The sequence below is a fragment of the Caenimonas sedimenti genome, assembly GCF_007833165.1.
Lineage (GTDB): Bacteria > Pseudomonadota > Gammaproteobacteria > Burkholderiales > Burkholderiaceae_C > Ramlibacter > Ramlibacter sedimenti.
The window spans coordinates 172,138-196,125 of record NZ_VOBQ01000004.1; the positions used below are offsets into that span (position 1 = coordinate 172,138).

Consider the following 23,988-nt stretch of genomic DNA (forward strand, 5'->3'; position numbering starts at 1 on the left):
CGCGCGGCGTTATGCAAATTATTTATAGTTGAGCCAGGCCTAGACGGTGGGGTTGTGCGCGGCTAGATAGGCCCACAACGCCTGCGCCGTTCCCTTGGGCGCCTCTTTGCCGACGGGCTTCTCCCGGTAAGCACGCACTTCCATCGTGATCTCCAGGCCGGTGATGTCGCGCGGGGCCGCGCTGGCCAGCCGGCGCGAGCGCAGCTCCTTCTTGACCGCGCTTTGCGGCAGGAAGGCGACCCCGTGGCCTTCCATCGCCATCACCTTCAGGCCCTCCGCCATGTCGGTCTCGTAGACCCGGTCGAGATGGATGGCGGTGCTGGCCTGCTTCAGGATTAAATCCGTGATCCGGCCCATGTAGGCGCCTGGGGCATAGCCCAGGTAGGGCAGCGGCTGCCCAGGCCGGCCGGGCAACCGGAACATCGGCTGGCCCTCGGCATCGGCCCGGCAGTATGGCGCCAGGGTTTCCTGGCCCAGGGTCACCATCTCATAGCGGTCGGCGTCCAGCTGGAACGGCTGCGAGGGGTGGTGGTAGGCGATCAGCAGGTCGCAGCTGCCTTCGACCAACCGCATCACCGCGTCGTGTACGTTCAGCGCGATCAGCCGGCTCTTGATGGGCCCGAACTTCTCGCGCAGGCTCGACACCCAGGCGGGAAAGAAGGTGAAGGCCAGCGTGTGCGGCACCGCGACCTCGATCACGTCGAGCCCCGCCGACGCGTGGCCACGCAACATGGCGCGGGTGGTCTGCAAGGCCTGCAGCATCTCCAGGGATTGGGCGTAGAGCGTTTCGCCCGCGGGCGTGAGCCGGGTGGGGTAGGAGCTGCGGTCGACAAGGTCGGTGCCTGCCCATGCCTCCAGCGCCTGGATGCGGCGGGAAAAGGCTGGCTGGGTCACGTGGCGCAGCTGCGCCGAACGGCTGAAGCTGCGCGTTTCAGCCAGGCTGACGAAGTCTTCCAGCCATTTGGTTTCCATGCATGGATTATTGCCCCGCTGAACGCCTCAGCGCCGCGCGGGCCAGCAGGCGGGGCGAGTCGAGCGTCGGCAATGGCGAATTGCCGTCGTGGATGATGAGCGGGATCTCGGTGCAACCCAGGACCACGGCATCGCAGCCCGCTTGCCGCATGCGTGCATAGACCCGCTGGAAAGTGGCGATGCCTTCCTCGCGGAAGATGCCGTTGACCAGTTCGTCCATGATGACGCTGTGCGTCGCGTCGCGCTCTTCCCGTGTGGGGCGTTCGTAAGCCAGGCCGCGAGACGACAGCGCTTCGGGATACACCTCGCTGTCCACCAGCCATCCGGTGCCAGTGATGCCCAGCCGGCGGAACCCGCGCGCCACCGCCTCGTCGGCCACCACGCGCGCGATGTGCAGCCACGGCAGCGGGGAATGGGGCTCCACCAGGTGCAACGCCTGGTGGATCGTGTTGTCGGGGCAGACCAGGAACTCCGCGCCCGCCGCGGCCAGCTTGCGCGCGGACGAGAGCATCAGGTCGGCCACGCCTTGCAGATCGCCTTGATCGAGGCAATGCACGTAGTCGGCCAAGGAATGCGAATGCATGGCCACCTCGGGATGCGCATGCGGGTCCAGCAGGGCCGCCCCCTCCACGCAGATGGTGCGGTAGCAGAGCGCCGCCCCCTCGGCGGAGCAGGCGACGATGCCGATGGGTTGTGCGAGCCCTTCATGCGCGCGCGCCGAAGCGCGCGGCGGAACGCGCCCGGGCCTTGGCGGCCTCTTCCTCGCGGTGCTTCGGCCCGGCCGACGTCACCATCGACGAGATCAGGACGCGGGCGGACTGGGCCACCTCCTCCACGGCGCGGTTGAAGGCTTCCTCATTGGCCTTGGAGGGCACCGAGAAGCCGCTCAGCTTGCGCACGAACTGCAGCGAGGCGTCGCGGATCTCCAGCTCGGTGGCTGGAGGTTCGAAATTGAACAGGGTGCGGATGTTCCTGCACATGGCGCTTTCCTTGGTGTCGCTACTTGCCGCGGCGTTGCTTGTCGAACTTGCGCCAGTAGCCGAACTCTTCCTCGTGGATCTCGATGTCCAGCTCGGCGACGCGCATCTGCATGCGCTCCTGCACATCGGCCACGGCCTGGTTGTAGATGGTGGGGCCGATTTCCTCCAGCACAAAGCCCAGCAGGCCCCCGGCCGCGACATTGCCGATCTTCTCTTCCATGTGCTCGGAAAAATACCGCTGCAAAGAGGCGATGGCCTGCGCACGGGCCTCCTTGGAGATCTCGATCGTCATGTTGGCTTTCAGGTGTCGCTGAGGTAGCCGCGCTCGCGCGCCGCGGCCTGGTTCTCGAAGATGGCCATGGCGGTCAACATCCGCTCGAAGCCGAAGCGCCGGTAGAACGGCTCCTTGCCCGGTGCCGCATAGAGCAGGATCTTCTTGTGCCCGCGCGACTGCTCCAGCAGCTTGGCCACGATGGCCTTGCCGAGGCCGGTGCCCTGGTGGCTCGGGTGCACCGCGATGTCGCAGATGTACGAACAATCGGCGCCATCCGCCAGCGCCCGCCCGACCCCGACCAGCCGGCCCTCATCGCGCACGAACCAACGGTAGCGGCTGTTGCTGAAGGACGTCTGCAGCACCGGAACCTGCTTGGTGCCAAGCGGTGCGACGCGGTACAGCTCGACGAGCTCGTGCCAGTCGACGTCGGCCAGAGAATCGGACCACTCGATCATGTCGCTGCCTCGCGCGGCGTCAACGGCATCGACGCGAGCGAAGACAGGCGCTCGCATTGCCAGGTGAACTCGGGGGCGAAAGACACCCGCTCCGCCACGGCCGCATAGCCACCCTGCGCATACACGATCGCATAAGCCGCATAGCTGGCGGCCTCCAGCGCCTTGCCGGCGGTGGCGTTCGCCACCGCATAGGTGGCGGATACTGCGGCATGGCCACATCCGTCGATGGATTTCGAGCCCTGATGATGGTTCGCCAGTTGCGCCGCCTCCTCGGCGAGCACCGCCAAATCGGCTGGCACGGTCCCGGTCACGTGCTCCCGCAACCGGTTCAGGCACGCGATCACCAACGGGTCTTCCAGCAAGTGCTCCACGCGCGCCGCACATGCGTAGCCAAAGGCCAGCCGCAAGGCATCGCGCGACGGGTGGCCGAGGTCCACTTCGGCGGCCAGTCGTTCCAATGCGACATTCATGATGCGATCCTCATCGTGCGTGCAGTTCGTCCAGCCATCACTTCGCGGCCTGCGAACGCCGCCGCGCACAGTGCCAGCACGAGGCCGGATACGGCCTCGGACCAGATGGTGATGTTCATGGCCCAGGTGTGTTCCGAACACAGGGCCAGCGAGTAGTGCGCCAGGCCGTCGAGGCCCAGCGCGCCATACGCGGCCAGGCACGCGGCACCGGCGGCCCGCCACCCGAGGCGGACAAGCGCCACGCCCACGGCGCCGACGGCGGCGATAGCGAGCCATACCAGGTACACCTGCTCCCGCGTCAGCCAGGCGGGCATGTTGGGGTAGAAGGCGATGTATTCAGCGTTGTGGCTGAAATGCGCGAGACTCGCGGCCGTGTAGATGGCAACCAGCGTCCAGAGGTGGCGCGGCAGGTTCATCGTGCCTCCGAGGCGGGAGATGGTTCGGCGCAGTTGTGGCGCAGCATGTTGCAGAACAGTGCGCCCTGCTCGATGGCATCGTCCAGCGCCACATGGGTATGCGGCAGCGGGTCGAACCATTGCTTCGGCATGTTCTTCTTCGTGCTGTCGCGATAGCCCCTCTTGAGCACCGCCATGGCATAGGTCTTCATGTCGAGGGCGGAATGGCTGAAGGGACTCTCCCCCACGAACCGCATCAGGTACCAATAGACGAACAGGAAGTCGAATCCCGCCGGGTACGCCACGAACACCGGTTTGCCTCGGAGCGCCTTGATCCATGCCACGTAGCGGTGCATGGCGGCATCCGGTGGCTCCAGGTTGGCTCTGCATGCGGCCCAGGCCTCGGGCTGCGTTTGCCACCATTCGGCGGTGCGCGGATGCGCCGAAGCGCCCTCCAGCGTCTCGAGGTTGGCGGAGAACGTCCCCACCAGCTCCTTGCCGGGCGTGTAGGCGGCCGATCCGAAGCTCAGCATGGAGTGCGGGCCAGGGATGGGGCCATCGGTTTCGACGTCGGTGCTGATGTAGATCTCTGCCATATCACTCAGTGTATGCAAGCCCCACAGCTGGCTTCCGGCTTTCAGAAGCGGAATCCCCAGCAGAAGTCCTTGATCCAAAGTCCCGGCATGAACCAGCAACTATGGAGTCCATCCGCCAGAAGCGCCGGTTGCGTTTGGAGTACCACGGCAAGGCGCCTGATGGAACCTTCATGTTACGCGTCGGCCACAAAGACAATGAACTCCTGCGCGTTCACCAGCTGGCGGGCGGGACGGAGCCGGAACCGTTGTTCAACGTGTCGAAGATCGAAGGGCTGGTGGTTCTCGAGGAGGGAGTTGTGAAACCGGGGCCGAACGACAAGAAGGGCGACTGCGCCATGAAGAAGATCTTCTGCGAGCTTTGAGGTCCCGGCCTTGCGACTTTTCGGGGTTCTGGACCTGCATTGCTCTCTGAGTTAGGTCGGAGTGTCAATCAAAGTGAAGCAAGCTCCGCGTCCGAGTTGACTTGCTGGTTAGGTCTCATCTCTACGCCGGTGGAGTCACGTCTTTGGGATGATAGCCAACGGGCTCTGGATATACCAACTCACCTTCCTTGATTCCATCCCAGTTTGCAGGGTCCGCGAGCAACCGCCATCGGATTGGAAATACACCCTCCAATGGCGCGCCGAAAGCAGCCTCTAGGCGGGCCAGGTGCTTCGCGAAGTCCCGCTCAAACAACTGTGGCAATTGATCTACGTGTTCGGGAAGACAGTAGATCTCACCTCCCGGCGCAGTTAGCTCACGCCACTTGGTTTCGGTGAACGAAACGACTGGGTCGCGAAACTCGGACGTCGATGTCGACAAGCCGATGGACCCTATGTACAGGCCGCCAGCGGCAGTTGTGTAGTTGGCAGCCAATACACACTGCCGATGAGAATAGATAATTTGCTCCGGAACTGGTTTGACATAGGTTTCGTCATATCGGTCCTCTTCGTACAAGAACTCCCAGACCGGAAACGTCTCCAGATCAGCGCGCGTGAGCCGATCCACCGGTTTGCGAGTCTCGGCAGTCGGCTTGCGAGTCAGCAACCAGTGCCGGTAGCCCGCTAAAGTAGCAACGACAACCAGCAGCGTGCCTGCTGCGATCGCAACGCTTGGTCTGCCGGTAGCCACGCTGCTGAGTGCGAGCACCGCAAGCGCGCCTGACGTGGCAAGCGCGACGGTGAGCCCCGTGTATGGCATGAGACCTAACGTGCGTGTGACCGGCGACTTGCGGTAGGAGCTCGCGCAGCGAGCGGACGCCGCAAGGCGTCCGTGTCGACTTGCTTGTTAGACCTCAGCAGGGGTCTTGCGCTTCTCATCTTGGAACCGAGCATACCGCCGGTGGGCTGCCACCACCAAGAGCAACACTATCCACGTTCCTCCGATTTGAAGTAGGGCGGACGGGAGATCCGCTAAACCTGCCACAACCAAGGTGTAGACCGGGACCATCGATAGGTGGAATCCGTACGCTGGGGCGATGCCGACCGCGATAAGAAAACTGACCCACAACATGCGGACAAGTGGAAACGGCGTCGTCCTCAGCAACCAAGCAACGATGGCGGCTGCGAGAAGCCACGGCAACGCAATGATCAGGTGGAACGGAGCTTGGAGCACCGTTGCGAGGGTATAGGCCGCTGCCGCCTCGAGCATGACTTCTGAGGTCTAACGTAGAGTTAACCGGCGACTTGCGAGAGGAGCTCGCGCAGCGAGCGCACGCCGCAAGGCGTCCGTGTTGGACGACAAGTTAGACCGCAGTGACGCCATGCTGCGCGACTCAGACCTTGGTTTTGGCAACGTGGCCATCATTGCTTTTAAGCTCCTCGATCCACCACTGGACCTTTCGATCGCCTTCGGCAAAACGCATATGCGAAGCGATGCCCGTTAGCATGGAGCTGTCGGGCTTTAGAAGCTTCTGAACGTACTCGAGTACGTTTGCGCCTTCTTCCGTGAATTCGAAGCCGTCATGATCGAATTCAAACACTTTGCCCTTCTCAGTGCCCTTTGTGGGAACTAAGACGTAGTTTCCGGAGTTTGGCGTCTCGCCAATGACAAGGCATGACTCGATCCACTTAGGAAGGATTTCCTCTCGCTCATCTTCGTCGAGGTCTTCCAACCAGGCGCTGAATGAGTCACTCAATTCCTCCCACTCTTCTACGGGAGCCAAGTACTTAGCAGATTCGCCGCTCTCCTCGTCGAAGTAGAAGCGCACGCTCCCAAAGACAGAGTAGAAGTCTCGAAGCTTTCCGATCTTCGGGACGTCCTCGGCTTCTACGGGTGGCGTAGTGACGTGCTTGAAGGTGACAGTTCGTCGCTTCTTGCCATGGATCTGCGAGCACGTGAATTCTCCGGCGTGAGCCTGGATCGCGCTTTCAAGAGCTTTCAGGGTCAATGCGGCCTCCTCATTCTTCGCATGCTGAATTACATCCCTTGCGGTCTAACGTGCGTGTAACCCGCGACCAAGGAGAGGAGGTCGCGGAGCGACCGAACGCCCTTGGGCGTCGGCGTTGACTAGCTTGTTAGACAGCATTCTCGCGAACTCGACCATAGAACTCACTGTAGGACCTTCGGAACACTTCGTCTACGCCATCCCGCTCCATTACGGCACCTGCAGCGGCGACGGCTTCTTCCCTCTTGCCAAGGAGAAGCAGTCCGACAGGCTTGAAGAATCGAGGATTCCAGTAGGTATGCCGAAACACTCCGGCCACCAGCTTCTCTGCTTGCTTCTCGGCGGAGTCCAGCTCGGAAGCCAGGGAATCCAGCTCGATCTCAACAACCCTACGCAGGCGCTCTATGGAGGGGCCAAGATCAGGAAGTTCAAATTTCACTCCGCCAGCGCCATAGGACTCGACGAAGTGATCAAGTGATGCGGACACCGGAAACATTTCGCCGCCAGCTGGCTCTCCCGCGAGGCGCTCATAAAGTTCCACCAGGCGGACAGACCGCAAACTGAAAATTCCACTAAGCCAGACGATGTGCTTTCCCGCGATGGGGCCATCGAAGAACGTTACCCATAAGCGAGCCGAAGTATCACCGCTCAGCCGCCTTTCGAAGGTGCTGTTCAGGGTTGCCTTGTCCGTTTCAATGAGTCTGTAGCCGTTCCGAAGCAGCAGTTCTGTGACTGGCGCCAGTACTGCGCGCTTCGTATGAACGCTGGCAAAGGTGCGAGGCATCTGATGCTGTCTAACGTTTGAGATGAGAGGCGGCACCCGGCTTGCCGGGTGACGTCCTCTCGATTGAAGGGTTAGGCCTGTCCGCGCCTGAGGTCGGAATGGATCTCATGGATCGTTCGCTCCACTTTCAGCCAATCTGTTTCTGGCCTGACATCAGATGCGACTCGAAGCGACTGACGTCTTTGTTCATGCTCTCTTGCTAGTGCGGCAAGATCGACATCGATCTCTGCACTCAGGGCACCGGCAGAAACTCGGTGCACTCGCTCTTCCATCTGATCCATTAGCCGCGTATGAAACGATTCGACTTCGCGTGCGAAATCCGAGCGCGGCAGCTTGTATGCACCCTTTAGTGCGGTCCACGCGGGTTGCCCATCGATTTGCTTTTCGCGGTTGTCCCATTCGAGATGAACACTCTCGACGTCGGACCAAATTGCTATGTTTGCAGACGGCGACAGATACAAACTGTCGAGGTGCCGCTTAGATTGCCATTCGGTTGCGGCCGACACGACTTCCCAGAACCGATCCTCAGACGTGCGGTCACCATACTCTTCGCGCCACTGCTCGAACGTTCTTTGCCACGAGATTGCTGTCTCTCCAGAGATGTACTGGACAAGTGAGGTTGGAACAGGCTCCAAGATGGATGGAAGCATGTCCGTCAGGTCTTCGTACAAGCGGACGACCTGATAGTCGCAATACTGCTTGCTGCCATGCGAGCGCGCGTACTTGCTGTACTCGAAAAGAACGCTTGAACCTGCTTCTAACCAGTACTGCCCATCCGTAAGGCCGAACCATGACAAGCTCAGGTCTCCCGGTGTACCCCAGGGGGCGACTTCTTGGACTGGGACTAGGGTGAAGTTAATGAGCATGTACCGACGGGCCTAACGTAGAAATGACCGGCGACCACGGACAGGTGCGCAAGGAGCGCAGCGACTGAGCGGACGCCCTTGGGCGTCCGTGTCGATTGCCATGTTGTACCGGACCGGCGGCTCCGGAGCGCGACGACTTTCCCACGACGAAGCACCGCTTCGGTTGCTCCAACTTGCCCAAGTGGCCGAGATCTCCCGAGCACAGTTCGATCTCAACGGGCCACCCCCCAGAACAGTGAACGTCTTGGCGCGCCGAACTCTTGCATCTCGGTTAAAGCGGCACGACATTCCCGGAGTTTCTCTGCTTGAACGTCCCGGCGCTACCCCCAGAGAAGTGAAAACCCTCGCCTGCGACTGTTCAAAGTTCAACGGCTGGCCCCCAGAAAAGTGAAGCCTCTCCCCCGTGTTCGGTCCGAGCGCCGACCTTCTTGAGAGAGCGGGTTTCCTCATGGGTGCATCCGGAGCGCGCGGACAGGCGAGTCATGAAAACTGTACGGTACAACGTAGACGTAACCGGCGACTTGCGAGAGGACGGCGCGCAGCGCCGGGACGCCGCAAGGCGTCCGTGTTGACGGCCATGTTAACTTGCACCTTCACGCGCCACCTCCACCTCGCACCATATTGGCAGGGCCCAGACCATAAGCGCCAGTCCAACCAATGCCGAGAGAAAGATGCGAATGGCGAAAGCCGCACCCTCAAAGCCTCCAATTGCCCCAACTAGAAGCATCAAGATGAGGTCCGCAATTGACCAGAGCACGAAACACACTAGGAATGCTCGCCCTGACTTCCCATGGAGTCGCGTCTCGCAACCGGGGCATGTGAAGCTCTCTTTCAAGTGCATTGCACTGATCTTGCCTTGGCAGCGGGGGCAGACGAGCGGCATCTTGTGCAAGTTAACGTGCGTGTAACCGGCGACTTGCGAGAGGAGGCCGCGCAGCGGCCGGACGCCGCAAGGCGTCCGTGTTGACTAGCTTGTTAGCGCGCATCTAGCAGGAACTCCCGTGCATGCACTTCCACAATGCCTCCCGTGAGACGCAACCAAAGACCGTCACCTCTCAACTCGCCATCGATGACGTTTCCAGCGCGGGCATTGTCTCTCAGCTCCACCAAGTCCACCGAAGTCACCAAGCGCGAAACGCCCGAACAGGTGACGGTCCACGGGGTTCTATCCGGGGCTTGCTCGTCTTTGTAGAGTGCCAGCGAGACTACTACCAGTGCGGAACCGTCTACGTCCGGCTCGAGTGACACACGACGAAGCTGACCATCGTGCCAGTATGCGTTTTCCAACGTCTCGCTCATGACTGCGGGCTAACGTGAAGATGACCGGCACGCACCTGCGCGCCGCAGGCGTAGCAGGTGCGTGTCCGTGTCGATTGACATGTTATACCGATGCATCGCGAAAGGCGCGCAACACGCTATTGATGCGCGTTTGGTAGCCCGGCCCCTGCGCCTTGAACCATTCGAGAACATCTTGGTCAACGCGCAATGAGATCGATGCCTTCGAGGGGAGCGGCTCCAGCCCCTTTCTTACAACTCCTCTGACAATGCGGCGCACGTCCGCTTCAGGGTGCTCGGTTGAACCTGCGGGCTTGTCGGCCTTCAGGCGGGCCCAGTCAGTCTTGGATTTCATCGAAGTAGATTTGCGCTTCGCGCTTGGTGGCTTTGCGGAACGAGATGATGCGGATTTCATGTTCACTCTCCGTGTGCACTACTGAGACGGGAATGCCGGCAAGCAGGCCCAGCGTGACAAAGCGCTGCTCATCGTAGGAGAACCTGTCGTCTTCGAACGTGAAAGTCACGCCCTCAAAGACCAGAGGAGCATCCACAAAGTCAAGCCCATGGGTCTTGAGGTTGGTGGCACGCTTCAGTTCCGACCAGTTGAACTCCATGCACGGAGTGTATATACACAGCGTAGATGCGTCAACGTCTCGCCTCAGCGGTATAACGTGCGTGTAACCCGCGACCAAGGGGAGGAGGTCGCGCAGCGGCCGAACGCCCTTGGGCGTCGGTGTTGACTAGATTGTTAGACCTCACTGCGCTTCCTTCAAGTAGCTCGCCAGAAGTGCAATTCGATCCTCGCGTTCCTCATAGAACTCAGTTTCGAGCGGTTGAAATGGGTAGCGATTCTCGACTTCTTCAAGCAACGCGAGTCTCGCCTCGCGATCCTCCGGCAACGGAAAGCTTGGTATGCATTCGTTGGCAGCCTCCAGCAACGAAGCCGCACCAACAGCGCCGATAGCGCGAAGTGCACCGACTGTTGCCACAGCTAACTCACCCCGAGTGTTCGAGTAGTACTGATGAAACCCTCCGTTGTTCACTTCGGCATCCAGCATCCAAACGCCGACAGCTAGAAGCTCTATTGGCTCAAGGGAGGCTGCCCCACCGTTGATGTACTTCGACAGCCACGGATCGATGGTCTCCAGAACGAAGTCTAGGTCGTCCATGAGGTCTAACGTGCGTGTAACCGGCGACTTGCGAGAGGAGCCGGCGCAGCCGGCGGACGCCGCAAGGCGTCCGTGTTGACTAGCTTGTTAGACGTCGCGGATTCACTAAGTAAATGCAACACGATTCCTTGGAGTAAGGGTGGATGAGCAGAGCGATACTGCTGCCCCCTTTATCCGGCAAGAAGAAGGTTGCAGACATGTACCACCAGCTCACCCAGGAAGAACGATACCGCATCACGGCCCATCGCATGGCGGGGTGTACCCAGGCGCAGATCGCTCGGCTGCTCGATCGCCACCCCAGCACCATCAGCAGAGAGTTGCGGCGCAACGTGACGCGCCACGACGGCGACTACCGCGCCGAGAAGGCCGACAGCTACGCGCGCACCAGGCGCAGGAACTGCCGGCGCGGCTCCCAGTACAGCGCCGAGGACATGGAACTGGTGGCAATGATGCTGCGCTGGAAGTGGAGCCCGGAGCAGATCTCCGGGGCGTTGAGCATCAGCGGCCACTTGGCCATCAGCTACGAGACGATCTACCGGGCGATCCGCCAGGACAGGCTCACAGGCGGCAGTCTATGGAAGCACACCCGGATCATGAGCAACCAGCGGCGCAAGCGCTACCGCGGGGCAGACTCACGCGGGGTGCTGCCTGGCAAGCGACACATCAGCGAGCGGCCGCTGGAGGTCGAGGGCCGCCAGCGCATTGGCCACTGGGAAGGTGACACCGTCATGGGCAGCGACCTTCACCACTGCGTGCTCACGCTGGTGGAGCGCAAGACGGGCTTTGCCATCATCAAGAAGCTCGGCGCCCGCAACATGGAAGAGGTGACGCGGGCAGCCACCAAGGCGATCGGCAGCCACCGTGGCCGGTTCAAGACTTTGACGTTGGACAACGGCACCGAGTTTCACGACTACGCCAAACTCGAGGAGCGATTCCCGCTGAAGGTCTACTTCGCGACGCCCTATCACTCATGGGAAAGAGGCAGCAACGAGAACTTCAATGGCCTCGTGCGCCAGTATCTGCCCAAGGGCAGCTGCATGAGTTCAGTCACACAGGCTCAATGCGATCGGATTGCCGATGATTTGAACAACAGACCGAGAAAGAGACTTGAATTTAGAACACCAGCGCAGCTATATCATTGAACTCTTTGGCGTTGCACTTGCTGGTTGAATCTAAGCGTCGAGCGCATGCAGGAACCTCGATGCCTCTTCGATCTCCTCGGGGAAGTACTCGCCCCAATGAGGGTGCTCCCTAAGCCACTCGACGAAGCTAATAAGGCACTTCACTTGCCGCGCGTCCAGCAAAGACATGCGCTCCCGCGTCTCCTGCCTGTACTGTTCCTCAGGCCCGAGGTTATAGACCAGGAAATCTGTCTCCATTCTGTTGTACTCAGCCTCTGGCGTCAGGCAAAACGGCAAGTAGTGCGGAAGCGCCCAGGCCCACCCTTTGGCAGACAAGCAGGACATCTCTTGATGCATGTGTCTTATGACTGCGCCGTCAATCGGTTTCCCCCGCAGTGAAGCAAGCTCGCTTGCCAGATAGTCACACTGAAAGCACCCCTCGGCGTGATATCGGAGCTCGGCTTCGCTAGGCATCTCCACTGGCGGAAAAGCCGCGTGAATCTCTGCAAGCAGGACAGTCGTGTCCATTCGGCGTCTAACGTGCGTGTAACCGGCGACTTGCGAGAGGAGCTCGCGGAGCGAGCGGACGCCGCAAGGCGTCCGTGTTGACTGGCTGGTTAGACCTCATTCGTCGCTCCTTTGAGACGCCTGCTCCTGAGTGCCGTGATTGCCCAGACAACGTAAGGCGCCAGAAGAACGCCGTAGAACAGGAAATAGTTCAGGCTCGCGAGATAGAGAGCCAGCACCCACAGCAAAGGCAATGCCATTAACGCCCACTTCCAGCCAACGACTCTCAGGACCGCTGGGACAGGAAGCGCTAGAAGCACGACGTAGGCAACTAGAGCGTTCCCCATGTCGTGTGCACGCGCGGGTGCTGCCCACAGCATGGCGCTGCTCGCGAGCGCTACTCGTTCTGGAAAGGCGAGACGGATCATCATGAGGTCTAACGTGCGTGTAACCCGCGACCAAGGAGAGGAGGTCGCGCAGCGACCGGACGCCCTTGGGCGTCGGCGTTGACTAGCTTGTTAGACCGCACGGTTCATTGCCTCCGAGAGTTGCTGCATGAAGTTCTCTCCAAAGCGCTCGTCCACCGCCGCGATGGCCCGCAGCGCTTGGGCACGATCAAACGATTTCCCTTCCAGTACCGCCAGCGCTTGATTGTGCAATGCATATGCTAGGTGGGCTGCTGCTCGTACAGCAGGCTCGCTGCCCGAGTCTGGACCGAGATGGCCGGCCAACAGAAGGCGCAGCTCGTACAAAGCGAATGCCAGGATTTGGTGTTGATCCGGTTCGCGAGGCATGGTCTTCGTCATGCGGTCTAACGTAGAAGTGACCGGCGACCGAGGGCAGGAAGCCGCGAAGCGGCGGGACGCCCTTGGGCGTCCGTGTCGACTGGCAAGTTAGAGCGCTGCTTGACCAAGTGCGGGGGTCCTGTCTCCCCAGCCGTAGAACAGCGCTTCGCCTTGCTCGTTGACCTCGACATAGGCGTAAGAATCATCTGCCTCTCCCTCCCTACGCGGAAGCCTCCAAAAGTGGGCGCGACCTTCGGCGTTCGACTGAATTCCCAAGTACTGTAGCTCGTCGGCCCGTAGCGCGCCCTCACGACCGACCTCTCCCAGTTCTCGACGCAAATAGCGCGGCAGTTCTCTCTCTTCTTCGTCCTTGAGGCCCGTGATTCCGAACCAGGGCGCCATTTCCACCAATTTTGCCTCGGCCTCCCATCTCCGATCGACTTCCGCCGACGCCTCCGCGTAAACACCTCTCCAGAACCGGGTGAGTCGCCACGCTCCGTAGATCAAGAGCAGTCCGATGGCGGCGAGCACGTATGCCACTACTGCGCTCTAACGTAATGTCCATCCGCGCAGCGATAACACTTTCGGTGCGGGATAAAACTTTTGCGGATTGGGGTGCAAGTTGTCGTCAAGCCTAGGCTTTTCCATTTCTTCGGCGTCTCCCAGCTTTGGATGCTTGCGTGCTATTCCGCAAGCTGACAAGTGCGAAATAGCATGGCGGATAACGCTGTCGCCTTGCGGGATAACGCCAGCTGGCTGCGCGGTGAGCCTTGTGCGTGCTGGGTAATTTGCGTTATACTGTATTTAATCACAGTATATTTTTTGTGTATTTCCGCATCACAAGCCCGCCACCGGGTCGTTTGCTCGACCAAGTCCGCGAGCGCGCGCGCTATTTGCACTATAGCCTGAGTACTGAAAAAGCCTATCTATACTGGGTTCGATTTTTCATCCGCTGGCACGGGCTGAAGCATCCGCGCGACATGGGCGCGGCGCACGTCGAAGCCTTCCTCGCGATGCTGGCGACCGAGCGTCACGTCTCGCCGTCCACGCACAACCAGGCGCTCAGCGCCATCCTGTTTCTCTACCGCGAAGTTCTGGCCATCAAGCTGCCCTGGCTGGACAACATGCAGCGCCCCATGCGCGCCAAGCGCATTCCCGCCGTGCTCACACGCGAAGAGGTGGCCGCGCTGCTGGCTCGAATGGACGGCGAGACCGGGCTGGTGGCGCGCCTGCTCTATGGCACGGGCATGCGGCTCATGGAGGGGCTGCGCTTGCGCATCAAGGATGTCGATTTCGACCGGCAGGCCATCATCGTGCGGCAGGCCAAGGGCAACAAGGATCGCGTCGTGATGCTCCCGCATTCACTGGCTGATGCACTGCGCCAGCAGCTCATGGCCGCGCGTGCCCGCTGGCAGACGGACCGCGACGCCGGCCGAGGCGGTGTTGAAGTTCCGAACGCGCTGGAAGCCAAGTATCCGCAGGTTGGCTCGACGTGGGCATGGTTCTGGATCTTTCCTTCCCCCACCTACGGGATGGATCCGCGCACGGGCGTGGTGCGCCGGCATCACCTGTACGAAGAGCGGTTCGCGCGCGCTGTCAAGGCGGCCGCGCGCGGCGCCAGGATCGAGAAGCATGTCACCGCACACACGCTGCGCCACTCGTTCGCCACCCACCTGCTGCAAGCCGGCACCGACATCCGCACGGTGCAAGAGCTCCTGGGTCACAGCGACGTGAGCACGACCATGATCTACACACACGTGCTCAAAGTGGCCGCGGGTGGCACGGCCAGCCCGCTGGACGCAATCCTGGCGGGCATGCCATTCGCACCCTCGGTGGGGCCCCCGACCGCGCGCGAGCCGGCACCGGCCTGCGCCTGATGCGCGGCGGCATCTGCCGGGTTCAATACAGCGTTGCCCGCTGCCGCGTCGGCAACTCCCTGTCGTACTGTTCCCCATCTATGCCGGCGTCGGTCAACGCCTGAAGCAAAGCCCCAGCCGTGGGTACGCCGGCGGGCCGCATTTTCACCGCCTTCCACAAGCCCGACCGCTGCATCGCCCGCGCGCACTGGAAGAACACCGTGTCCACTTCGATCTCCAGCACGCACTTGGGCGCCTGCCCCTGCATCACGAAGCGCTGCAGCAGCGCGGGCTCGATGCTGATGCGGGCGCGCCCGTTGACACGCAAGGTCTCACCCACCCCCGGGATGAGGAAAAGCAGCGCCACCCGCGGATCAGCGACGATGTTGCGCAGGCTGTCGATGCGGTTGTTGCCGCGTCGCTCAGGCAGCAGCAGTGTCTTTTCGTCCCGCACCACGACGAACCCGGCCGGGTCGCCGCGTGGCGAGGCATCCAGGCCGCCGGGGCCGCTTGTCGCCAGCATCGCGAACGGCGAGGCTTCGATCCATTGCCGGTAAGCCGGGTGGACCACCGGCACCTCCTTGCGCAGCGAGGCTTCCCCCACCGCACCGAACAGCGCGTTCAGTTGATCCAGATGGGTGATGTGATGAGGGTCGCCGGAGGCGTCGCGGTCTGCCATCCGCCAAGGCTACACCACGCGCGCCGGCGGCCGGGCAGCCGCTACATCCCCATCACATCCGCAAATTTCTCGCCCTCGGCGCTCTGCTGCAGCGCCCACATGTCCGCGTAACGCCCGCCGTGCGCCAGCAGTTGCTGGTGCGTGCCGCGCTCGATGATCCGGCCCGCCTCCATCACCAGGATCTCGTGCGCGTCCACCACCGTGGAAAGGCGGTGCGCGATCACGAGCGTTGTCTTGTGCTGCGCCACGCTCTTCAGCTCGGCCTGGATGGCGCGCTCGTTGGCGCTGTCCAGCGCGCTGGTCGCTTCGTCGAAGATCAGGATGGGCGGGTCCTTCAGCAGCGTGCGTGCGATGGCCACGCGCTGCTTCTCGCCGCCCGAGAGTTTCAGGCCGCGCTCGCCCACCATCGTCTGGTAGCCGCGCGGCGTGGATTCGATGAAGCCGTGGATGCGGGCCGACCGCGCGGCTTCTTCCACTTCAGCACGGGTCGCGCCGGGGCGGCCGTAGGCGATGTTGTATTCCACGGTGTCGTTGAACAGCACGGTGTCCTGCGGCACGATGCCGATCGCCTGGCGCACGCTGGCCTGGGTCACGTCGCGGATGTCGCTGCCGGCGATGCGGATGTGCCCTTCCTGCACGTCGTAGAAGCGGTACAGCAGGCGGGCCAGCGTGGACTTGCCGGAGCCCGAGGGCCCCACCACTGCCACTGTCTTCCCTGCCGGGATCTCGAAGCTCACGTCATGCAGGATCTGCCGGGCCGGCTCGTACGCGAAGTTCACGTGCTCGAAGCGCACGCTCCAGTCGTCGCCCGCGAGCGGTTGCGCGCCGGGCCGGTCGGCCACTTCGCGCTCCTTCTCCATCAGCGTGAACATCTTGTCCAGGTCGGTCAGGCTCTGCTTGATCTCGCGGTACAGCACGCCCAGGAAGTTCAGCGGGATGTACAGCTGGATCATGAAGGCGTTGACCATCACCAGGTCGCCGAGCGTCATGCGGCCTTCGGTCACACCCAACGTGGCGCGCCAGAGCATGGCAACCAGGCCAGTGGCGATGATCAGTTGCTGCCCCGTGTTCAGGAGCGAGAGCGTGGTCTGGCTTTTCAGGCGCGCGCGGCGCAGGCGTTCCAGGTTCTCGTCGTAGCGCTTCGCCTCGAACTCTTCGTTGTTGAAGTACTTGACGGTCTCGTAGTTCAGCAGCGAGTCCACCGCCTTGGTGTGCGCGGCAGAATCGAACTCGTTGGCTTCCTTGCGGAACTGCGTGCGCCATTCCGTCACACCGACCGAGAAGGTGATGTAAACCACCAGCGCCGCAATGGTGATCCAGGCGAACCAGGCGTCGAACTTCACCGCCAGGATGGTCAGCACCAGCGTCACCTCGATCAGCGTGGGGACGATGCTGTACAGCGAGTACGAAATCAGCGATTCGATGCCGCGCACGCCGCGCTCGATGTCGCGCGTCATGCCGCCGGTCTGGCGCTCGAGGTGGAAGCGCAGGCTCAGCGCATGCAGGTGCCGGAAGGTCTCCAGCGCGATGCTGCGCGCCGCGCCCTGGGTGGCCTTGGCGAACACGAGTTCGCGCAGTTCGGTGAAGAGCGAGGTCGACAGCCGCAGCAATCCGTAGGCGAACAGCAGCCCCAGCGGCACCACCAGCACGGCGCTGGCGTCGCCAGGCTTCATGTCCATGGTGTCGACCAGCTCCTTCAGCAGCACCGGCACGCCCACGTTGGCGAGCTTGGCGCACACCATGAAGGCCAGCGCAGCGACCACGCGCCACTTGTATTGCCACAGGTAGGGGAACAGCCGCCGCAGCGTGATCCAGTCCGAGCGCGGCTGCGCCGGGGCCGCGCTGGCGCCGGCCGTCACTGGGGGGAGTCGGGAGGAACTGATATCGCCGCCGCGGCGCATGGGAGACAATCCGGAAACGAAGCCTTCATCGAGATTGTGCCCATGTCTGCAATTGCAAGCGCCGCGCCGCTGATTCCACCCTCCGAGAAGGAGCTGGTGCTCAAGGTCATCCCGATGCCGGCGGACACCAACGGCAACGGCGACATTTTCGGCGGCTGGGTCATGGCCCAGGTCGACCTGGCGGGCTCGGTCATCCCCGCACGGCATGTCAGGGGCCGGATGGCGACGGTGGCCGTGAACCAGTTCGTCTTCAAGCAACCGGTGCGGGTGGGCGACATCTGCAGCTTCTATGCGTCCATCACCCGCATCGGCAACACCTCCGTCACGGTGGAAGTCGAGGTGTACGCCGAACGCTTCGGCGCGCAGGGGCAATACGTGAAGGTGACCGAGGCGTCGCTCACCTACGTCGCCATCGACGACCAAGGGCGGCCCCGGCCGATCCCGAAGGCATGAGCCTTAACTTCCAGGCGCTGGGGACTCTTGCGGCCTGGGAATTGCAGGCGCCCCTGCAAGGCGGCATCGCCTTCGAGTCCCTGTTGCGCCGCTGCCAGCTCGATTACTCCCTGGCCAGCCTCGACCGCGTGGACACCCTGCTGCTCGCCCTGCGCAAGACGCAGAAGCTGCAGGCCGCCTCTTTCCTGGAGTCCGACGCCAACCGCAACCTGCTGCTCTTGCTGGCCTTTTACATGGGCGAGTTGCTGGGGCGCGGCCTGCGCCGGCCGCCCACCTGGTTCACCTATGAGCAGCTGGTCGCCGCCGATCCAGGCCTGCAGGCGACCATCCGCCGGACCTTCCTGACCTCCATGGCCTGCCGCTTTCCCGGCACGGATTCGAAGGTGGATTTCGTGATGCCCATGCAAGTGGTCGCCGCCCGGCTGTTCGCGCCGGAGGCCGCGATGCAGAGCCTGCGGGCGAACGCGGCCCTGGTGTTCAACCAGGATGCCGCCCAGGCGAGGTTGCCCTTGCCGCCGCTGCCGCCGCAGCACCTGGGCATTCCGCTGCAGGCCGGGCCGGTCAAGGGCCGGCTGAACGAGGAGCAGCCGGTGACCATGGAAAGGCCCGGCTGGGTCGCGCGGGACAAGCTGCAGTTCCTGTTCGACTGCGAGGAGGCCCTGCTGCGCGGCGGGCGCGTCGTGTGGGCCGCGCTGGTCCAGGCGGAGCCCAAGCTTTCATTGCCCGCCGCCACGCACGGCGGCGCGCCCGGCGAACTGCTGTACGACCCGCAGGGGCGGACGGCACCGGCCGATCTCGCCGCCGTGGCGAAGGCGGTGCTGGCCCTCAAGGGCGAGAAGCCCGCCGACCCGGCGCTCGCGGCCTTCTGCGCGCATCTCGCCGACGAGAAAGCCCGCGTGTTCGGCCTCGCCGTGCCGGCCGCCCTGTCGGCGCACCCGCTGAAGACATCGTCGACCTACTTCGACCGCCGCCACCTGCCCGGCGCACGCCTGTCCGGCCTCATCTTTCCGGCCGTCATCTCCGATGCGCATCCTGGCGCCGTGCTGCTCCTGCCGCTGCCACTGTGGCCCGAGGCGCTGCGCAAGAAGTCGCTGCCGCCCAAGCCGGCCGCCACCCCGCCGCCGGTGGTTGATGCGGAAGCGTTGTTCCAGCAGGGCCTGAAGCATGCGGAAGGCAAAGGCGCCGCGGAAGATCCGGAGCGCGCCCACGAACTCTGGCTGCGCGCCGCGGCCGCCGGCCACATCGGCGCGGTGCTGGAAGTGGCGCTCCAGTACGCGAACGGCATCGGCGTCGAGCGCGACATGCCACTGGCGATCGCGTACTACCTCGAGGCCGCCGAACAGGGCCATGCCGGCGCGCAGTTCTCGGCCGGGAAGCTGCTGTTGATGAAGAACGAGCCTTCCTACAACCGGAAGGAAGCCGCCGTCTGGTTGAAGCGGGCGGCGGAGCAAGGCAGCGAAGAGGCCGCGAAGCTGCTGGCCCAGCACGGCCTAGAAGGCGAGGAGAAGCCCGGACTGCTGCGCCGCCTGATCAGCCGCAAGAAGGAAAGCACCGGTTCGACGAAGGACGCGGACGACGCGGACGACTCGAAAGACTAGAACTTCCCGTGGCGGCCCTCGCCAGCCGCGAACCGGCCCGCGCCCTGCAGGCCATCGCCGATGCGGTGCTTGCTGCGCTCCCATTCCAGGTGCAGGGCCTCGGGCAACGGCCGGTCCCATTGCTCGTAGGCATTGCGCCGGTCGGCCAGCATCGTGGCCTGCGGAAATTTCGCCAGTTGCTCCGCCAGTGCGACGGCCGCCTCGCGCGCGTTGCCGGTTGGAACCACGCGGTTCGCCAATCCCATCTGCAGGGCCTCACCGGATTCCACCTTGCGCCCGGTGAGGATCAAGTCCATGGCATGCCCCAAGCCCACGAGCCGCGGCAGGCGCACGGTGCCGCCGTCGATCAACGGCACGCCGAAGCGGCGGCAATAGACGCCGAAGTACGCGTCCTCTTCCATCACCCGCATGTCGCACCACAGCGCGAGCTCCATGCCGCCAGCCACGGCGGCACCACTGACCGCCGCGATGACGGGCTTGTTCAGCAACAGCCGCGAGGGGCCCATCGGGCCCAGGGGTTGCGCATCGGCGGCGGAAAATTCAAGGCCGGAGAGCACGCTCGAGCCGCCTTGCTGCTGCGCCATGGCCGCGCCGAACTGCAGGTCCCAACCGGCGCAGAAGTGACCGTTCGCGCCATGGAACACGGCGACGCGCGCTTCTTCATCCGCATCGAACGCCACAAAGGCGTCGTACAACTGCCGCGCCGTGGCGCTGTCGACGGCGTTGCGCACCTGGGGGCGATCGAGCGTCACGACCGTGACGGTGCCCAGCTTCTCGATTCGAACGGCGTGGTCCATGCGGGTGATTAGAGCGCAAGCGACACCCCGTCCACTTGGCGACAGGTCTACGGGCCAACCCTGTACATGATGCGGCCCCGCGCAGCTATAACAGTGCGCCATCCGAAAAAGAACTCAGAGGACGTCACCGGTGCAATTCCTACAACTGGTGATCAGCGGCATCGCGCAAGGGTGCATCTACGGGCTGATCGCGCTGGGCTTCGTGCTCATCTACAAGGCAACCGAAACGGTCAGCTTCGCCCAGGGCGAGCTGATGATGCTCGGCGCCTTCGGCGGCCTCGCGGCCATGACGATGATGGGCTTCCCCTTCTGGCTGTCCATCATCTGCGCCATCGCGGCCATGGCGCTGTTCGGACTGGTGCTGGAGACCGTCGTCATCCGGCCCATCCTCGGGCAGCCCGCGTTCTCCATCGTCATGCTGACCATCGGCATTGGCTACGTGGCCCGCGGCCTCATCACGATGATCCCCAACATCGGCACCGAGACGCACACGCTGCCGGTGCCCTACAAGGACCAGGTCTGGAACGTCAGCGGCCTGGTGCTGAACGTCGAACAGATGGTGGTCATCGCCGCCACCGCCGCGCTCTGCGGGGTGCTCTACACCGTGTTCAAGTACAGCAAGATCGGCATCGCGATGCAGGCCGCGTCGCAGAACCAGCTGGCCGCGTATTACATGGGCATCCCCGTCAAGCGCCTGAACAGCCTCGTGTGGGGGCTGGCCGCCGCGGTGGCCGCTGTCGCCGGCCTGCTGCTGGCGCCCATCACCTTCGTGCACGCCAACATGGGCTTCATCGGCCTGAAGGCCTTCCCCGCCGCCGTGGTGGGTGGGTTCGGCAGCCTCCCTGGCGCGATCGTCGGTGGGCTCATCATCGGCGTGGTGGAGTCGCTGTCCGGCTTCTACCTGCCGGAAGGTTTCAAGGACATCGCGGCTTACATCGTGGTGCTGGTCATGCTGGTCGTGATGCCAAACGGGTTGTTCGGCGAGAAGCTGCGCAAGAAGGTCTAACAACATGCGCTTCATTTTCAAGACCGACTACAACCAGGACGTCAAGCTCGCCAAGCACGGCGGCCACGTCTTCTGGTACAGCGCGCTCGTCGCCGCGCTACTCGCCGCGCCCTGGGTGTTCTCCGAATACCTGCTCGCGCAGATGACCTTCATCCTGATCTACGGTGTCGTTGGGCTCGGCCTCATGCTGCTGGCGGGGTTCACCGGCCTGTTCTCGATCGGCCATGCCGCCTTCTTCGGCGTCGGCGCCTATGCCCAGGCGGTGCTCACCGGCATGGGCTGGCCGTTCCCGCTGGCCCTGGCCGCGGGCGCCCTGCTCTCCGCCGCGGTCGGCATCGTCGTCGGCCTGCCGGCTTTGCGCGTCAAGGGCATCTACCTCGGCATCGCCACGCTGTCCTTCGGCTTCATCGTCGAGGAGGTGTTCGCCCGCTGGGAAAGCGTCACCGGCGGCAACGCCGGCAAGAGCGTGGGTTCGGTCAAGATGTTCGGCTGGACGGCCGACACCGGGACGTCGTTCTACTTCGTCTGCCTCGCCATCGCGATCCTCGCGACGCTGGCCTGCCTGAACCTGCTGCGCTCGCCGACGGGCCGGGCCTTCGTCGCCATCCGCGATTCCGAAATCTCCGCGCAGAGCATGGGCATCCACCTGGCCCGCTACAAGACGCTGTCGTTCGCCATCTCGGCTGCGCTGGCGGGCATCGGCGGCGCGCTCTACGCGCATGCCATCCGCTTCCTGTCGCCCGACCAGTTCAACATCATCCAGTCGATCGACCTGCTGCTGATGGTCGTGATCGGCGGCCTGGGATCCATCCACGGCGCCTTCCTCGGTGCGATCTTCCTCATCGGCCTGCCGCAGGCCATCGGCGCGGTCAAGGACTACCTGCCTGCCGCCATCGGCCAGGCCCCCGGCCTGAAGGCCGTGGTCTATGGCGCCGTGCTGATCGCCTTCGTGCTGTTCGAGCCCCTGGGCATCTACGGCCGCTGGCTCAAGGTCCGCACCTACCTGCAGCTGTTCCCGTTCTACCGCAAGGGCCTGTTCAAGCGCATGAAGTCCTTCCAGAAGTCCGACCGGCTGAAATGAGATGAGCGAAATCCTTCTTTCCGCCAAGAACATCAGCGTGCGCTTCGGCGGCGTGCTGGCCGTCAACAACGTCAGCTTCGACGTGCGGCGCGGCGAGGTGTTCACCCTGATCGGCCCCAACGGCGCCGGCAAGACGACGGTGTTCAACCTGATCAGCCGCATCTACCAGCCCACCACCGGCACCATCGATTTCGAAGGCAAGACGCTCACCGACCAGCCGCCGCACAAGATCGCGTCGCTGGGCATCGCGCGCACTTTCCAGAACATCGAACTGTTCGAGCATGCCTCGGTGCTGCAGAACCTGCTGATCGGCCGCCACACGCACCACAAGACGAGTTTCTGGAGCGAGATGCTCTTCCTGCCCAAGGTGCGCGAGGCCGAACTGAGGGCGCGCCAGAAGGTGGAGGAAGTGATCGACCTGCTGCAGCTGCAGCACTACCGCGACACCATGGTGGCCGGGCTGCCCTATGGCGTGCGCAAGGTGGTGGAGCTGGCCCGTGCCCTGTGCACCGAACCCAAGCTGCTGCTGCTCGACGAGCCGTCCTCCGGCCTCAACGTGGAAGAAACCGAAGACATGGCCTTCTGGATCCAGGACATCAAGCACGAGCTGGGCATCACCGTGCTGATGGTGGAACACGACATGACGCTGGTGTCCAAGGTCAGCGACCGCGTGCTCGCCATGAACCAGGGCGAGGAACTCGCCACGGGCACGCCGCGCGAGGTGCAGACCCACCCTGGCGTCATCGAAGCCTACCTGGGCTCGGTGGACGACATGTCGGCACTGCGCCGGGAGGCCGCGTGATGACCGCCAACCCGCCCGCCATCAGCGACCAGCCGGTGCTGAAGCTGCTCAACGTCGAAAGCGCCTATGGCCCCATCAAGGCCATCCGGGGCGTCAGTCTGCAGGTGCGCCGCGGCGAGATCGCCACGGTGCTCGGCTCCAACGGCGCCGGCAAGTCGACCATCCTGAAGACCATCTCCGGCATCATCGACCCGCGCAAGGGCTCGATCGAGTTCAAGGCCGAGAACATCACGGCCAACGACCCCGCCCGCATCGTGCAGATGGGCCTGGTGCACGTGCCCGAGGGGCGCGAGGTGTTTCCGCTGCTGTCGGTGCACGACAACCTGCTGATGGGCGCCTACACCCGCAAGGACAAGGACGGCGTCGTCCGCGACATGGAAGCGGTCTACCGCTACTTCCCCATCCTGAAGGAGCGCGAGCACCAGGACGCCGGCCTGCTCTCGGGCGGCCAGCAGCAGATGCTGGCCATCTCGCGCGCCATCATGGCCGCGCCCGACCTGATCCTGCTCGACGAGCCCAGCCTGGGCCTCTCGCCCAAGCTGACCAAGGAGATCTTCGAGATCGTGGTGCGCATCAACCGCGAGCGCGGCACCACCATCCTGCTGGTGGAGCAGAACGCCAACATGGCGCTCAACGCCTCGGACTACGGCTACGTGCTGGAGAACGGCCGCATCGTGATGGAGGACACCTGCGCCAAGCTGCGCGAGAAGGACGACATCAAGGAGTTCTACCTGGGCATGAAGGAAGCCGGCGTCCGCGGTGAGCGACGCTGGAAAAAGAAGAAAAACTGGAGATAGGAGC

32 protein-coding genes are annotated in these 23,988 nt (G+C 63.2%); 9 read left to right on the forward strand and 23 right to left on the reverse strand.

The features are described from left to right. Window positions 1–39: 39 nt before the first annotated feature. Genes FN976_RS05425 through FN976_RS05460 form a run of 8 tightly spaced genes read right to left on the reverse strand, consistent with a single transcriptional unit; the run spans window position 40 to window position 4,142 of the window. Entirely contained in the window at window positions 40–972 is a 933-nt protein-coding gene (locus FN976_RS05425; RefSeq protein WP_145891780.1) for a LysR substrate-binding domain-containing protein, read from the reverse strand. A gap of 7 nt (window positions 973–979) precedes the next feature. Further along, window positions 980–1,660 carry an aspartate/glutamate racemase family protein gene (locus tag FN976_RS05430; protein WP_145891782.1) on the reverse strand — a complete coding sequence of 227 codons (681 nt, stop codon included), beginning with the start codon at window positions 1,658–1,660 and terminating at the stop codon, window positions 980–982. 16 nt (window positions 1,661–1,676) lie between these two features. After that, on the reverse strand, window positions 1,677–1,952 hold the full coding sequence (locus FN976_RS05435; protein WP_145891784.1) for a DUF2277 domain-containing protein: 276 nt from the start codon (window positions 1,950–1,952) through the stop codon (window positions 1,677–1,679). Between the two features lie 19 nt (window positions 1,953–1,971). Next, window positions 1,972–2,244 (reverse strand): DUF2164 domain-containing protein, encoded by a 273-nt coding sequence (locus FN976_RS05440; RefSeq protein ID WP_145891786.1) that lies wholly within the window; start codon window positions 2,242–2,244, stop codon window positions 1,972–1,974. Window positions 2,245–2,252: 8 nt separating this feature from the next. Continuing rightward, window positions 2,253–2,681, reverse strand: coding sequence for a GNAT family N-acetyltransferase (locus tag FN976_RS05445; protein WP_145891788.1), 429 nt, complete (start codon window positions 2,679–2,681; stop codon window positions 2,253–2,255). Beyond that, entirely contained in the window at window positions 2,678–3,151 is a 474-nt protein-coding gene (locus FN976_RS05450) for a hypothetical protein (RefSeq protein ID WP_145891790.1), read from the reverse strand. Before FN976_RS05450 ends, FN976_RS05445 begins: the two co-directional genes overlap by 4 nt. After that, window positions 3,148–3,567, reverse strand: coding sequence for a hypothetical protein (locus FN976_RS05455; protein WP_145891792.1), 420 nt, complete (start codon window positions 3,565–3,567; stop codon window positions 3,148–3,150). Before FN976_RS05455 ends, FN976_RS05450 begins: the two co-directional genes overlap by 4 nt. Continuing rightward, window positions 3,564–4,142, reverse strand: coding sequence for a 3'-5' exonuclease family protein (locus tag FN976_RS05460; protein WP_145891794.1), 579 nt, complete (start codon window positions 4,140–4,142; stop codon window positions 3,564–3,566). Before FN976_RS05460 ends, FN976_RS05455 begins: the two co-directional genes overlap by 4 nt. Window positions 4,143–4,243: 101 nt before the next feature. Between FN976_RS05460 and FN976_RS05465 the strand changes: the two genes are divergently transcribed. Then, window positions 4,244–4,504, forward strand: coding sequence for a hypothetical protein (locus tag FN976_RS05465; protein WP_145891795.1), 261 nt, complete (start codon window positions 4,244–4,246; stop codon window positions 4,502–4,504). 121 nt (window positions 4,505–4,625) lie between these two features. On the opposite strand, the gene FN976_RS05470 is transcribed toward FN976_RS05465, so the two are convergent. The 8 genes from FN976_RS05470 to FN976_RS05505 form a co-directional block, all read right to left on the reverse strand. Then, window positions 4,626–5,321, reverse strand: a complete 696-nt coding sequence (locus tag FN976_RS05470) for a hypothetical protein (RefSeq protein ID WP_145891797.1) — start codon at window positions 5,319–5,321, stop codon at window positions 4,626–4,628. Window positions 5,322–5,895: 574 nt separating this feature from the next. Continuing rightward, the gene (locus FN976_RS05475; protein ID WP_145891799.1) at window positions 5,896–6,510 is read right to left on the reverse strand and encodes an SMI1/KNR4 family protein; all 615 of its coding nucleotides are present in this window, start codon (window positions 6,508–6,510) and stop codon (window positions 5,896–5,898) included. A 127-nt stretch (window positions 6,511–6,637) separates the two neighbouring features. Further along, a complete protein-coding gene (locus FN976_RS05480) occupies window positions 6,638–7,291 on the reverse strand; it encodes a hypothetical protein (protein ID WP_145891801.1) in 654 nt (217 codons plus the stop codon). A 71-nt stretch (window positions 7,292–7,362) separates the two neighbouring features. Continuing rightward, window positions 7,363–8,157, reverse strand: coding sequence for a DUF5984 family protein (locus FN976_RS05485; protein ID WP_222432773.1), 795 nt, complete (start codon window positions 8,155–8,157; stop codon window positions 7,363–7,365). 975 nt (window positions 8,158–9,132) lie between these two features. Then, window positions 9,133–9,456 carry a hypothetical protein gene (locus FN976_RS05490; RefSeq protein WP_145891806.1) on the reverse strand — a complete coding sequence of 108 codons (324 nt, stop codon included), beginning with the start codon at window positions 9,454–9,456 and terminating at the stop codon, window positions 9,133–9,135. Window positions 9,457–9,538: 82 nt separating this feature from the next. After that, a complete protein-coding gene (locus tag FN976_RS05495; protein ID WP_222432774.1) occupies window positions 9,539–9,787 on the reverse strand; it encodes a BrnA antitoxin family protein in 249 nt (82 codons plus the stop codon). Further along, window positions 9,771–10,046 carry a BrnT family toxin gene (locus tag FN976_RS05500; protein ID WP_145891811.1) on the reverse strand — a complete coding sequence of 92 codons (276 nt, stop codon included), beginning with the start codon at window positions 10,044–10,046 and terminating at the stop codon, window positions 9,771–9,773. The genes FN976_RS05495 and FN976_RS05500 overlap by 17 nt, the downstream gene beginning before the upstream one ends. 141 nt (window positions 10,047–10,187) lie before the next feature. Beyond that, the gene (locus FN976_RS05505; protein WP_145891813.1) at window positions 10,188–10,601 is read right to left on the reverse strand and encodes a DMP19 family protein; all 414 of its coding nucleotides are present in this window, start codon (window positions 10,599–10,601) and stop codon (window positions 10,188–10,190) included. Between the two features lie 197 nt (window positions 10,602–10,798). Between FN976_RS05505 and FN976_RS05510 the strand changes: the two genes are divergently transcribed. Then, on the forward strand, window positions 10,799–11,743 hold the full coding sequence (locus tag FN976_RS05510; protein ID WP_145891815.1) for an IS30 family transposase: 945 nt from the start codon (window positions 10,799–10,801) through the stop codon (window positions 11,741–11,743). Between the two features lie 30 nt (window positions 11,744–11,773). On the opposite strand, the gene FN976_RS05515 is transcribed toward FN976_RS05510, so the two are convergent. From FN976_RS05515 to FN976_RS05530, 4 genes are all read right to left on the reverse strand, one after another. Beyond that, a complete protein-coding gene (locus FN976_RS05515) occupies window positions 11,774–12,250 on the reverse strand; it encodes a DUF6714 family protein (protein WP_145891817.1) in 477 nt (158 codons plus the stop codon). A gap of 89 nt (window positions 12,251–12,339) precedes the next feature. Further along, on the reverse strand, window positions 12,340–12,660 hold the full coding sequence (locus tag FN976_RS05520; RefSeq protein WP_145891819.1) for a hypothetical protein: 321 nt from the start codon (window positions 12,658–12,660) through the stop codon (window positions 12,340–12,342). An 87-nt stretch (window positions 12,661–12,747) separates the two neighbouring features. Further along, window positions 12,748–13,035 carry a hypothetical protein gene (locus FN976_RS05525; RefSeq protein ID WP_255440150.1) on the reverse strand — a complete coding sequence of 96 codons (288 nt, stop codon included), beginning with the start codon at window positions 13,033–13,035 and terminating at the stop codon, window positions 12,748–12,750. Between the two features lie 87 nt (window positions 13,036–13,122). Beyond that, a complete protein-coding gene (locus FN976_RS05530; protein ID WP_145891821.1) occupies window positions 13,123–13,554 on the reverse strand; it encodes a hypothetical protein in 432 nt (143 codons plus the stop codon). Window positions 13,555–13,838: 284 nt separating this feature from the next. On the opposite strand from FN976_RS05530, the gene FN976_RS05535 reads away from it, so the two are divergent. Next, window positions 13,839–14,891 (forward strand): integron integrase, encoded by a 1,053-nt coding sequence (locus tag FN976_RS05535; protein WP_432417852.1) that lies wholly within the window; start codon window positions 13,839–13,841, stop codon window positions 14,889–14,891. 22 nt (window positions 14,892–14,913) lie between these two features. Here the strand turns inward: FN976_RS05535 and FN976_RS05540 are convergent, their stop codons facing one another. Together FN976_RS05540 and FN976_RS05545 are read right to left on the reverse strand one after the other, a co-directional pair. Beyond that, window positions 14,914–15,549 carry a pyridoxamine 5'-phosphate oxidase family protein gene (locus FN976_RS05540; protein ID WP_145891823.1) on the reverse strand — a complete coding sequence of 212 codons (636 nt, stop codon included), beginning with the start codon at window positions 15,547–15,549 and terminating at the stop codon, window positions 14,914–14,916. Between the two features lie 41 nt (window positions 15,550–15,590). Beyond that, the gene (locus FN976_RS05545) at window positions 15,591–17,450 is read right to left on the reverse strand and encodes an ABCB family ABC transporter ATP-binding protein/permease (protein WP_145891825.1); all 1,860 of its coding nucleotides are present in this window, start codon (window positions 17,448–17,450) and stop codon (window positions 15,591–15,593) included. 42 nt (window positions 17,451–17,492) lie between these two features. Between FN976_RS05545 and FN976_RS05550 the strand changes: the two genes are divergently transcribed. Then, window positions 17,493–17,903, forward strand: a complete 411-nt coding sequence (locus FN976_RS05550; protein WP_145891827.1) for an acyl-CoA thioesterase — start codon at window positions 17,493–17,495, stop codon at window positions 17,901–17,903. Continuing rightward, entirely contained in the window at window positions 17,900–19,501 is a 1,602-nt protein-coding gene (locus tag FN976_RS29365) for a tetratricopeptide repeat protein (protein ID WP_145891829.1), read from the forward strand. The genes FN976_RS05550 and FN976_RS29365 overlap by 4 nt, the downstream gene beginning before the upstream one ends. Here the strand turns inward: FN976_RS29365 and FN976_RS05560 are convergent. Continuing rightward, window positions 19,498–20,298 carry a crotonase/enoyl-CoA hydratase family protein gene (locus FN976_RS05560; RefSeq protein WP_145891831.1) on the reverse strand — a complete coding sequence of 267 codons (801 nt, stop codon included), beginning with the start codon at window positions 20,296–20,298 and terminating at the stop codon, window positions 19,498–19,500. The two genes, FN976_RS29365 and FN976_RS05560, sit on opposite strands and share 4 nt — an antisense overlap. Window positions 20,299–20,428: 130 nt before the next feature. Between FN976_RS05560 and FN976_RS05565 the strand changes: the two genes are divergently transcribed. From FN976_RS05565 to FN976_RS05580, 4 genes are read left to right on the forward strand one after another with little or no spacing between them, the layout of a single operon-like run. Beyond that, window positions 20,429–21,304, forward strand: a complete 876-nt coding sequence (locus tag FN976_RS05565) for a branched-chain amino acid ABC transporter permease (protein WP_145891833.1) — start codon at window positions 20,429–20,431, stop codon at window positions 21,302–21,304. A 4-nt stretch (window positions 21,305–21,308) separates the two neighbouring features. Beyond that, on the forward strand, window positions 21,309–22,385 hold the full coding sequence (locus FN976_RS05570) for a branched-chain amino acid ABC transporter permease (protein WP_145891835.1): 1,077 nt from the start codon (window positions 21,309–21,311) through the stop codon (window positions 22,383–22,385). A 1-nt stretch (window position 22,386) separates the two neighbouring features. Further along, window positions 22,387–23,187 carry an ABC transporter ATP-binding protein gene (locus FN976_RS05575; protein WP_145891837.1) on the forward strand — a complete coding sequence of 267 codons (801 nt, stop codon included), beginning with the start codon at window positions 22,387–22,389 and terminating at the stop codon, window positions 23,185–23,187. Beyond that, window positions 23,187–23,984, forward strand: coding sequence for an ABC transporter ATP-binding protein (locus FN976_RS05580; RefSeq protein ID WP_145891839.1), 798 nt, complete (start codon window positions 23,187–23,189; stop codon window positions 23,982–23,984). Before FN976_RS05575 ends, FN976_RS05580 begins: the two co-directional genes overlap by 1 nt. Window positions 23,985–23,988 lie beyond the last annotated feature (4 nt).

Excerpts from the sequence above, each read along its gene's own strand:
- FN976_RS05465 (WP_145891795.1), top strand. The coding sequence starts at position 4,244 with ATGGAGTCCATCCGCCAGAAGCGCCGGTTGCGTTTGGAGTACCACGGC.
- FN976_RS05570 (WP_145891835.1), top strand. The coding sequence starts at position 21,309 with ATGCGCTTCATTTTCAAGACCGACTACAACCAGGACGTCAAGCTCGCC.
- FN976_RS05580 (WP_145891839.1), top strand. The coding sequence starts at position 23,187 with ATGACCGCCAACCCGCCCGCCATCAGCGACCAGCCGGTGCTGAAGCTG.
- FN976_RS05500 (WP_145891811.1), bottom strand. The coding sequence starts at position 10,046 with ATGGAGTTCAACTGGTCGGAACTGAAGCGTGCCACCAACCTCAAGACC.
- FN976_RS05440 (WP_145891786.1), bottom strand. The coding sequence starts at position 2,244 with ATGACGATCGAGATCTCCAAGGAGGCCCGTGCGCAGGCCATCGCCTCT.
- FN976_RS05510 (WP_145891815.1), top strand. The coding sequence starts at position 10,799 with ATGTACCACCAGCTCACCCAGGAAGAACGATACCGCATCACGGCCCAT.
- FN976_RS05445 (WP_145891788.1), bottom strand. The coding sequence starts at position 2,681 with ATGATCGAGTGGTCCGATTCTCTGGCCGACGTCGACTGGCACGAGCTC.
- FN976_RS05485 (WP_222432773.1), bottom strand. The coding sequence starts at position 8,157 with ATGCTCATTAACTTCACCCTAGTCCCAGTCCAAGAAGTCGCCCCCTGG.
- FN976_RS05495 (WP_222432774.1), bottom strand. The coding sequence starts at position 9,787 with ATGAAATCCAAGACTGACTGGGCCCGCCTGAAGGCCGACAAGCCCGCA.
- FN976_RS05425 (WP_145891780.1), bottom strand. The coding sequence starts at position 972 with ATGGAAACCAAATGGCTGGAAGACTTCGTCAGCCTGGCTGAAACGCGC.
- FN976_RS05520 (WP_145891819.1), bottom strand. The coding sequence starts at position 12,660 with ATGATGATCCGTCTCGCCTTTCCAGAACGAGTAGCGCTCGCGAGCAGC.
- FN976_RS05470 (WP_145891797.1), bottom strand. The coding sequence starts at position 5,321 with ATGCCATACACGGGGCTCACCGTCGCGCTTGCCACGTCAGGCGCGCTT.
- FN976_RS05460 (WP_145891794.1), bottom strand. The coding sequence starts at position 4,142 with ATGGCAGAGATCTACATCAGCACCGACGTCGAAACCGATGGCCCCATC.
- FN976_RS05560 (WP_145891831.1), bottom strand. The coding sequence starts at position 20,298 with ATGGACCACGCCGTTCGAATCGAGAAGCTGGGCACCGTCACGGTCGTG.
- FN976_RS05505 (WP_145891813.1), bottom strand. The coding sequence starts at position 10,601 with ATGGACGACCTAGACTTCGTTCTGGAGACCATCGATCCGTGGCTGTCG.
- FN976_RS05450 (WP_145891790.1), bottom strand. The coding sequence starts at position 3,151 with ATGAATGTCGCATTGGAACGACTGGCCGCCGAAGTGGACCTCGGCCAC.
- FN976_RS05435 (WP_145891784.1), bottom strand. The coding sequence starts at position 1,952 with ATGTGCAGGAACATCCGCACCCTGTTCAATTTCGAACCTCCAGCCACC.
- FN976_RS05515 (WP_145891817.1), bottom strand. The coding sequence starts at position 12,250 with ATGGACACGACTGTCCTGCTTGCAGAGATTCACGCGGCTTTTCCGCCA.
- FN976_RS05455 (WP_145891792.1), bottom strand. The coding sequence starts at position 3,567 with ATGAACCTGCCGCGCCACCTCTGGACGCTGGTTGCCATCTACACGGCC.
- FN976_RS29365 (WP_145891829.1), top strand. The coding sequence starts at position 17,900 with ATGAGCCTTAACTTCCAGGCGCTGGGGACTCTTGCGGCCTGGGAATTG.
- FN976_RS05545 (WP_145891825.1), bottom strand. The coding sequence starts at position 17,450 with ATGCGCCGCGGCGGCGATATCAGTTCCTCCCGACTCCCCCCAGTGACG.
- FN976_RS05490 (WP_145891806.1), bottom strand. The coding sequence starts at position 9,456 with ATGAGCGAGACGTTGGAAAACGCATACTGGCACGATGGTCAGCTTCGT.
- FN976_RS05575 (WP_145891837.1), top strand. The coding sequence starts at position 22,387 with ATGAGCGAAATCCTTCTTTCCGCCAAGAACATCAGCGTGCGCTTCGGC.
- FN976_RS05525 (WP_255440150.1), bottom strand. The coding sequence starts at position 13,035 with ATGACGAAGACCATGCCTCGCGAACCGGATCAACACCAAATCCTGGCA.
- FN976_RS05550 (WP_145891827.1), top strand. The coding sequence starts at position 17,493 with ATGTCTGCAATTGCAAGCGCCGCGCCGCTGATTCCACCCTCCGAGAAG.
- FN976_RS05540 (WP_145891823.1), bottom strand. The coding sequence starts at position 15,549 with ATGGCAGACCGCGACGCCTCCGGCGACCCTCATCACATCACCCATCTG.
- FN976_RS05480 (WP_145891801.1), bottom strand. The coding sequence starts at position 7,291 with ATGCCTCGCACCTTTGCCAGCGTTCATACGAAGCGCGCAGTACTGGCG.